The 7395-nt window shown below is 73.3% G+C and carries 9 protein-coding genes and 1 pseudogene; 4 read left to right on the forward strand and 6 right to left on the reverse strand.

Features of this window, described 5'->3' with window-relative positions; genetic code table 11:
* Positions 1–112: 112 nt before the first annotated feature.
* On the reverse strand, positions 113–751 hold the full coding sequence (locus G3I41_RS22860) for a uridine kinase (protein WP_164402273.1): 639 nt from the start codon (positions 749–751) through the stop codon (positions 113–115).
* A gap of 84 nt (positions 752–835) precedes the next feature.
* On the opposite strand from G3I41_RS22860, the gene G3I41_RS22865 reads away from it, so the two are divergent.
* Positions 836–1201, forward strand: coding sequence for a nuclear transport factor 2 family protein (locus G3I41_RS22865; protein ID WP_164402274.1), 366 nt, complete (start codon positions 836–838; stop codon positions 1199–1201).
* A gap of 34 nt (positions 1202–1235) precedes the next feature.
* Here G3I41_RS22865 and G3I41_RS22870 read toward each other — a convergent pair whose 3' ends face one another.
* Together G3I41_RS22870 and G3I41_RS22875 are read right to left on the reverse strand one after the other, a co-directional pair.
* Positions 1236–1724, reverse strand: coding sequence for a cupin domain-containing protein (locus G3I41_RS22870; protein WP_164402280.1), 489 nt, complete (start codon positions 1722–1724; stop codon positions 1236–1238).
* A 134-nt stretch (positions 1725–1858) separates the two neighbouring features.
* A complete protein-coding gene (locus G3I41_RS22875; protein WP_164402275.1) occupies positions 1859–2524 on the reverse strand; it encodes a helix-turn-helix domain-containing protein in 666 nt (221 codons plus the stop codon).
* A gap of 85 nt (positions 2525–2609) precedes the next feature.
* Between G3I41_RS22875 and G3I41_RS22880 the strand changes: the two genes are divergently transcribed.
* Complete coding sequence (locus tag G3I41_RS22880; protein WP_164402276.1) at positions 2610–3821, forward strand: pyridoxal phosphate-dependent aminotransferase; 1212 nt, start codon at positions 2610–2612, stop codon at positions 3819–3821.
* Between the two features lie 433 nt (positions 3822–4254).
* Here the strand turns inward: G3I41_RS22880 and G3I41_RS22885 are convergent, their stop codons facing one another.
* Positions 4255–4986, reverse strand: coding sequence for a hypothetical protein (locus tag G3I41_RS22885; protein ID WP_164402277.1), 732 nt, complete (start codon positions 4984–4986; stop codon positions 4255–4257).
* A 202-nt stretch (positions 4987–5188) separates the two neighbouring features.
* Between G3I41_RS22885 and G3I41_RS22890 the strand changes: the two genes are divergently transcribed.
* Positions 5189–5716 carry a DUF3574 domain-containing protein gene (locus G3I41_RS22890; RefSeq protein WP_164402278.1) on the forward strand — a complete coding sequence of 176 codons (528 nt, stop codon included), beginning with the start codon at positions 5189–5191 and terminating at the stop codon, positions 5714–5716.
* Between the two features lie 85 nt (positions 5717–5801).
* Here G3I41_RS22890 and G3I41_RS22895 read toward each other — a convergent pair whose 3' ends face one another.
* The gene (locus G3I41_RS22895; protein WP_203601518.1) at positions 5802–6347 is read right to left on the reverse strand and encodes an HXXEE domain-containing protein; all 546 of its coding nucleotides are present in this window, start codon (positions 6345–6347) and stop codon (positions 5802–5804) included.
* 88 nt (positions 6348–6435) lie between these two features.
* On the opposite strand from G3I41_RS22895, the gene G3I41_RS22900 reads away from it, so the two are divergent.
* Positions 6436–7023, forward strand: a complete 588-nt coding sequence (locus G3I41_RS22900; protein ID WP_164402279.1) for a TetR/AcrR family transcriptional regulator — start codon at positions 6436–6438, stop codon at positions 7021–7023.
* 22 nt (positions 7024–7045) lie between these two features.
* Here G3I41_RS22900 and G3I41_RS22905 read toward each other — a convergent pair.
* Positions 7046–7395 (reverse strand): annotated as a pseudogene (locus tag G3I41_RS22905) (hypothetical protein); the annotation flags it as partial.

Here is a 7395-nt window from a genome sequence, read left to right on the forward strand (position 1 = left end):
GGGGGACGCGGCGGCCGCGGCGGCGGGGTGCCGGGCGGGGGCGGAGGCCGTCACGACGGTGGGCGGGCGGCCGCCGTTGCCGGGTGAGTAGCGGGACTCGAACCCGCACGTCTCACCGCAGCCCCGTCCACGCCGGGTGCCCCGGGTCGTCCGCGCGCACCACCGCGTCCGCGCTGCCGGCGGGCGCCACCTCGTCCTCGTACCGCTCGAAGGCGGGCAGGGTCCACAGCTCGTCGTCCGGCGTGCGCCGCCGCAGCGCACCCGCCGACAGCCGCAGGTGGACGGCGAGGTCGAAGGGGAACCAGTGCCCGAGGAGCAGCGGTCCGTGCAGGATCAGCACCCCGCCTTCCGGCAGCCGCCGGTACGGGCTGCGGGTGGCCCGGTCCGTCGCCGGGTCCCACAGGTCGGGCAGTACCCGCCCGCTGCCGCCCGGTTCCAGGGGGCCGAACACCTCGCGCCACAGGGCGCCGGTGTCGAACCAGCCGCCGAAGTACGCGTCCGGGTCCCGTTTCCCGTACTCGTACCGCAGACTCGCCGGCCGCAGGAATCCGGCGGTGGACACGGGGAGCACGGCGCGCCCCCGGAGCCGCAGCGCGGCGGCGACGGATGCGGCCAGGTCTCCGGGGCGGGCGGCCGGGGCTCCGTCGACGGCGATCTTCAGCCACGGTCCGCCGTCCGCCGGTTCCCGCGCGTCGGCGTGCGCGGCGAGCGCGTCCGTCAGCCGTTCCCAGGTGATCGCTTCGAATCGCACGCCTCCATCATGGCGCGTCCGGCCCGGGGACCGGATGCCGGAACGCCCCCGCCGGAATCCGCCGCGAGGTCTACGGTCATGGCCATGGATCTCGCATTCGCCCGTGAGTTCGCGGCGCGCTGGCAGGACGACTGGAACTCCCGCGACCTGGAACGCATCCTGGCGCACTACCACGAGGACGTGACCTTCAGCTCCCCGATGATCGCGCGGTTCACCGGCGATCCCTCCGGGACCGTGCGCGGCAAGGACGCCCTGCGGGCGTACTGGGCACGCGGGCTCGAACTCATCCCGGACCTGGAGTTCGAGGTGATGGACGTCCGGGCGGGCGTCGACACGCTGGTGATCGACTACCGGAACCAGATCGGCGGCCGGGTGTACGAGGTGCTGACCCTCCGCGACGGGCTGGTGATCGCCGGGCTCGGCGCGTACGGGGAGACACTCGCCCGCTGACGGCGGGCCGCCGGGCGAGTGCCCCCGCGAGGGGTCACTTCCCCGGCCGGCACTCCGCCGCCTCGGCGTCGTCGGAGAGCGGGCTGCCCTCGGGCAGCAGGTACGTCACCCAGAGCACGACGGGCTCGCTCCCCAGGTTGCGGCCGATGTGGCGGTGGTTCCGGCCCGCCGGCTCGACGAAGGACGTGCCGGCCGGCGTCACCTCGACCGAGCAGTCGTCCAGGGTGCGGGTGAGCGTGCCGGACTTGACGACGACGACCAGCTGACCCCTGTGGGTGTGCCAGCCGGTGGAGCCGCCCGGCGCGATGGTGGCGGTGGTGAAGGTGACGTCGGCCCGGCCCTCGGGCGCGCTCACCCTCAGCGGGCCGGGCGAGGTGCCCTTGGCGACCACCGTGGCGGTCACCCCGCTGCCGGGCGTGGCACCGGCGGCCGTCGGTACGAAGGCGAGCGCGGCCATGCCCGCCGCGGTGACCAGCGTCCGGCCCAGCCGCCTCCGCCGCCCCCCTCGTCCCTGATGCCCCATCAGCCCCCGCTGTTCGTCGGTCTCCACGCGTCTCTCCCGTCTTCGGGTGTCACGGCCGTCGCAAATGTCCCGACGCTACCCGGAACGGGAACGCCGGAATCACGCCCTCGGCATCCGGCCCAACCCGGGGGCTGTCAGCGACCGCGCAGCGCCTCGGCCAGCGCGCCGTCCCCGTGCACCTCGATCCGGCCGTCCCCCACCGCCTCCGCGAACGTCGGCTCGCCGCGCCCCAGCGCGAGGCACAGCTCCGCGTCCAGGACGATGCGCGCGTCGGCGTCGGCGGCGGGCCCGTCCCCGTACACCGGCTCACCGGCCGCCACCTCCCCCGTACGGATGTGGAACTCGCCCTCGTCCAGGCGGACATCGAGCACGCCCGTGGCCGCCCCCTTCAGGGCGCTCAGCAGCGGGAGTGCGAACCAGTGCGCCCGGACCGCGTCCGTGGGCCGCCGCTCGGCCAGCGCGGGGGCGCCCCACTCGGCGAGCGCGGCGAGCACCGGCAGCAGTCCGTGCCCGCGCGCGGTGAGCGCGTACACCGTGGCGGCGGCCGGCGGCGGGAGCTTGCGGCGGGTGACGAGGCCGCCCTGCTCCATGTCCTTGAGCCGGGAGGCCAGGACGTCCGTGCTGACGCCCGGCAGATCGGCGTGGAGATCGGTGTACCGGCGGGGGCCGGCCAGCAGTTCACGGACGATCAGCAACGTCCACCGGTCACCGACGGCGTCCAGCGCCCGGGCGCCGGCGCAGAACTGGTCGTAACTCCGGCGGCGGGCCGGGCGGGTCGCTGGCTGTGGCTGACGTGGCATGCGACGCAGTCTAGACATGTTGTTGGACTTTCCAAGCCCGAGCTTGGTAAAACCAAGTATCGCAATCGGGTCGGGGAGGCACCGCATGGAATTCCGCCAGTCCAGCAAGCTCAACGAGGTCTGTTACGAGATCCGGGGCCCGGTCATCGAGCACGCCAACGCCCTGGAGGAGGCGGGCCACAGCGTGCTCCGGCTCAACACGGGCAACCCGGCCCTGTTCGGCTTCGAGGCACCGGAGGAGATCGTCCAGGACATGATCCGGATGCTCCCGCAGGCGCACGGCTACACCGACTCGCGCGGCATCCTGTCGGCCCGGCGCGCCGTCGCCCAGCGCTACCAGGCGATGGGCCTGAGCGAGGTCGGCGTGGACGACGTCTTCCTCGGCAACGGCGTCTCCGAGCTCATCTCGATGGCCGTCCAGGGGCTCCTGGAGGACGGCGACGAGGTGCTGGTCCCGTCCCCGGACTACCCGCTGTGGACCGCGGTCACGACGCTGGCCGGCGGGAAGGCCGTGCACTACACCTGCGACGAGGCGTCGGACTGGAACCCGGACGTCGCCGACATGGCCTCGAAGATCACCGACCGCACCCGGGCCGTCGTGATCATCAACCCCAACAACCCGACCGGTGCCGTCTATCCGCGCGAGGTCCTGGAGGACATCCTCGATCTGGCGCGCCGACACGGCCTGATGGTGTTCGCCGACGAGATCTACGACCAGATCCTCTACGACGACGCCGAGCACCACAGCGTGGCGGTCCTCGCCCCCGACCTGGTCTGCCTCACCTTCAGCGGGCTCTCGAAGACGTACCGGGTGGCCGGGTTCCGCTCCGGCTGGATGGTGGTGTCGGGCCCGAAGCAGCACGCCCGCAGCTATCTGGAGGGGCTGACGATGCTCGCCTCGATGCGCCTGTGTCCCAACGCGCCCGCCCAGTACGCCATCCAGGCCGCTCTCGGCGGCCGGCAGTCGATCAAGGACCTCGTGGTGCCCGGGGGCAGGCTGTACGAGCAGCGCGAGCGCGCCTGGCGGAAGCTGAACGAGATCCCGGGCGTGTCCTGCGTGAAGCCGAAGGGCGCGCTGTACGCCTTCCCGCGCATCGACCCGAAGGTGCACCCGATCGTGGACGACGAGAAGTTCGTCCTGGACCTGCTGCTGCGCGAGAAGATCCAGGTCGTCCAGGGCACCGGCTTCAACTACCCGCGCCCCGACCACTTCCGCATCCTGACCCTGCCGCACGTCGACGACCTCGACGCCGCGATCAGCCGCATCGGACGGTTCCTGGCGGGCTACCGGCAGTGAGTCCGCGCCGGACGAGGAGCGGGCCCGGGGGCGTAGCCGGCCCCCGAGCCCTGTGGTGCCGCCTGCTGTCGCACACCGGCGCGTTTAAGGTCCCGTGTCAGTTTCATGTCGTCGCGTCCTGCCTTTAGACGACCGCGGACCGAAGCTCCGCGGGCCGGAGTCGAACCGGCATCTCGACGCACACGGGCACGGGCCCGGTCGATCCGGCGATAGGCGGCGCATGCTGAGCCTGGAGCGAGAGTCTGAGATTGATCACGGTCTGCCTCTGCCAGTTGGGCCACCCCGGCGCGTGCCCGTGCGCGGTGCACGGAAATGCCGGGGGGAGGACTCGAACCTCCACCGGAACCGCTTCATCACGACAAACTTCAGTTTCAGCTTTGCGCTCCTCGCGCACCCCGACGGCTTCGACGGCCGCCGGGGAATCCATGGCCGGTCACCCGAAGAGGTAACCGAAGACGGCGTCACCCACCCTCTGGTCCGTGACGTCCACGCCGTTCGCCTCCTCGCGGGCGAACTTGACGGCCTGCTGCAGCTTCTCGACCCGGTCGAGCAGTTCGTTGACCCGGCGCGCGGGCAGCGCCCCGGAGAACTTCACGGTCGTCCAGTAGCCGATCGGCACGTCCTCGTAGTACACCTCGACCTGCGCCGGGTGCTTCTCGGTGGCCTCCGCCTTCACATGGTTGCGGGGCACCTTCTTGGTGCGCAGGGTGCGGACCGGCTCGGTCTTCCAGGCGTCGGTGGACGGGTCCTGGGACCACGCCTCGGCGGCGTCGAGCACCGGCAGCTTGCGGACGAAGGTGTTGATGTCGACGAGCTGCTTCTCCAGGAAGAGCAGGTAGGACACCGGCACGTCACTCACCAGGGCCCGGCCGTCGACCGTCACATCGGCGCGGGCCGCGCAGTTCGCCCAGTCCTTCGTGGCGGTCACGTCGAACAGGCGGGTGAGCGTCTTGGCGGTCTCCCGCAGCACGTCCTCGGCCTTGACCTGCACCGGCGTCGACTCGGGCGGCAGCTGCTCGCCCTCCTCGTCCTTCGGCTGGTAGGTCCGGGAGATCCCGGCGAGGAGTCCGGCCTTCTGGAGGCCGTGATGTGCCGCCGTCAGGTCCTGGTGCGCCTTGGACTTGACGCCCTTCTCCACTGCGATGATCTGATTGAGTTTCGCCACGCCGAGGAAAGTAGCAGCGCCAACGAGGCCTGGGCCAAAGGTTTTCCGGTGGTTCGGCCGCTCTTCGCGCGCCGGTGCACGCCCGCCCGATCGGGTGGTTCTCCGGTGCCGCCCGGCTTCCGCCGCCCTCCGCAGGGACCCGCTTGCGACAGTGAGGCCGCGCGTCCGCGCCTCTCCTGTATCCGGATCGAAGGGCTCCCCCATGCCTCTCCTGTCCCGCACGGCCGCCGCGAGTGAGCCGGCCGGTCCCTCCGACGACCGCCGCCCGCGCCGCCGGACCACGCTCGTCGCCGCCGCGGCGGCTCTCGCCGTCCTGGGGGTGGGCACGCCCGTCGCGTACGCCACCCTCGGCCCGGGCGCCTCTCCCGAGCCGCGCCCGGCGGCGGGAGCCGTACGGGGCCAGGACTACGTCGAGACCCGGCTGCTCTTCGGCACCGAACGCCCGGACGGCGGGCCGGACGTGACCGACCGCCAGTTCCTCGCGTTCATCGACGAGGAGGTCACCCCGCGCTTCCCGAACGGGCTGACCATCCAGGACGGCCGGGGGCAGTGGCGGGACTCCCACGGCGTCATCGAGCGCGAGCGCAGCTACGAGCTGACGCTGCTCTACCCGGCCTCCGAGGCGCGGGTGCGCGGCCGCCAGATCGAGCGCATCCGCAACGCCTACGAGAAGGAGTACGCCCAGGACTCGGTGGCCCGGCTGGAGGAGCGGCTGACGGCCGACTTCTGAGCCACGGCCCGTTCGCGTGCCGGGTGTACGGGGCCGGCCCGCCGTGCCGTGCGCCGGAGGGCGGTCCGGCCCCCGCCCGGCCATGTCACGCGCCGGGGGTACGGGGCCGGGCCAGCACCCTGGCCACCGCGTGCGCGCCCGCCACGGCGACCGGGAGGATCACCAGCCCGGCCGCCGTGTCCCGGGCACCGCCGACCGGGATGCCCGCGGCCCGCAGCCGGCGCAGCGCCCAGAGCGAGTACGGGATGACCACGGTCGGCGAGGTGGCCACGCCCGGCGTGTAGCCGCCGTACGCCGCCGACTGCGCGAGGTGCACCGCCCCGTGGAGCCCGAAACCGGTCAGTACGGTACGGAAGAAGGGGCTGCGCCCGCCCGTGCGCGCCCCGTCGGCCGCGGCCGCCGCGACGAGCACACCCATCAGGCCGATGGCCGTGTTCACCTCGCGCTGCGAGAGGGCCGCCCGGTCCCACACCCGGTCGGGCACCCGGGGCAGCCGCTTCCCGAGCCTCGGCCGTGCGGTCCGGAGCCAGCCCGCCATGGTGGCGATCTCCTCCAGGTCGTTGGCCGCCCAGGCGGCCAGCAGCCCCCAGGTCACCGCTCCGGAAACCCCGGAGTTCCGGTCGTCCTTCATGGGCATCCCCCTACGTGTCGTGCGCCGGCGGTCGGCCGCAGCCTATAGTGCAACGCAACGTTGCGTTGCACTTTCTCCCGGAGCCGCCATGTCCGCCCCTCCTCCGCACCCCCGCCCCTGGAAGGGACCCCGCGCCGCCGAGGCGATCTTCGACGCCACGCTGCGGCTCCTCGCCGAACGCGGGTACGCGGGGCTCACCATCGAGGCCGTCGCCCAGGACGCCGGCGTCAACAAGACGACGATCTACCGCTGGTGGCCGTCGAAGGCGTCGCTTCTGCGCGCCGCGCTGCTCCGGGCCCGGGTGCTGGACATCGGCATCCCCGACACCGGTTCGCTGCGCGGGGACCTGATCGCCCTCACGGAGCAGGTGGCCGCCCTGGTCACCGGCGTACGGACCCGGGCGGTCGTGCGGGCCCTGGCCTCGGGGTCGGGGCTGGCCGACGACGAGCTCGCCGCGCTGGCCCGGGACTTCTTCGCGGACCGGTTCGCGCGCGAGCAGCCGGTGTTCGTCCGGGCCGCCGCACGCGGGGAGCTGCCGCCGGGGACCGACCCGAAGCTGCTGCTCGACCTGATCGCCGGGGCCGTGTGGGTGCGGGCGGTGCTCAGGAACGAGGCCGTCCCGCCCGGGTTCGCCGCCGCCGTGGTCGACGCGGTGCTGCCCGCCGGGCGGACCTGAGCCCTCGGGGTTCCGGGGCTCCTCAGCCGCCCGTCAGTTCCCGGAGCGCGCCGACCGGGTCGTGGTCCGGGGCGGCGCGCGGCCACCACTCGTCCTGCCCCGGGTCCGACTCGTAGCCGTACCAGCGACCGTCGCGGCCGAAGCGGAGCTGGAGGGCGCCACCGGGGTGCGTGAGGTGGTTGTGCCAGGGCTGGAAGCGAGGGAAGCCGGCGGCGGCCAGGGCCGGGCGGGCGCGGTCGAACGGGCCGGCCGGGGGGTCCCACGGCGTCTCCAGGACCGCGAGCCCCTCGGCCTCGCCCTGCCGCCAGGCGGCCACGGCGCGGGCCAGGTCCGTGGTGTTGCGGCCGGTGGCTGAGGCCAGCTCCCGGTACA

The organism is Streptomyces sp. SID9727, from assembly GCF_010550605.1.
GTDB lineage: Bacteria > Actinomycetota > Actinomycetes > Streptomycetales > Streptomycetaceae > Streptomyces.

Excerpts from the sequence above, each read along its gene's own strand:
- G3I41_RS22890 (WP_164402278.1), top strand. The coding sequence starts at position 5,189 with ATGCCTCTCCTGTCCCGCACGGCCGCCGCGAGTGAGCCGGCCGGTCCC.
- G3I41_RS22895 (WP_203601518.1), bottom strand. The coding sequence starts at position 6,347 with ATGAAGGACGACCGGAACTCCGGGGTTTCCGGAGCGGTGACCTGGGGG.
- G3I41_RS22880 (WP_164402276.1), top strand. The coding sequence starts at position 2,610 with ATGGAATTCCGCCAGTCCAGCAAGCTCAACGAGGTCTGTTACGAGATC.
- G3I41_RS22875 (WP_164402275.1), bottom strand. The coding sequence starts at position 2,524 with ATGCCACGTCAGCCACAGCCAGCGACCCGCCCGGCCCGCCGCCGGAGT.
- G3I41_RS22900 (WP_164402279.1), top strand. The coding sequence starts at position 6,436 with ATGTCCGCCCCTCCTCCGCACCCCCGCCCCTGGAAGGGACCCCGCGCC.
- G3I41_RS22870 (WP_164402280.1), bottom strand. The coding sequence starts at position 1,724 with ATGGGGCATCAGGGACGAGGGGGGCGGCGGAGGCGGCTGGGCCGGACG.
- G3I41_RS22865 (WP_164402274.1), top strand. The coding sequence starts at position 836 with ATGGATCTCGCATTCGCCCGTGAGTTCGCGGCGCGCTGGCAGGACGAC.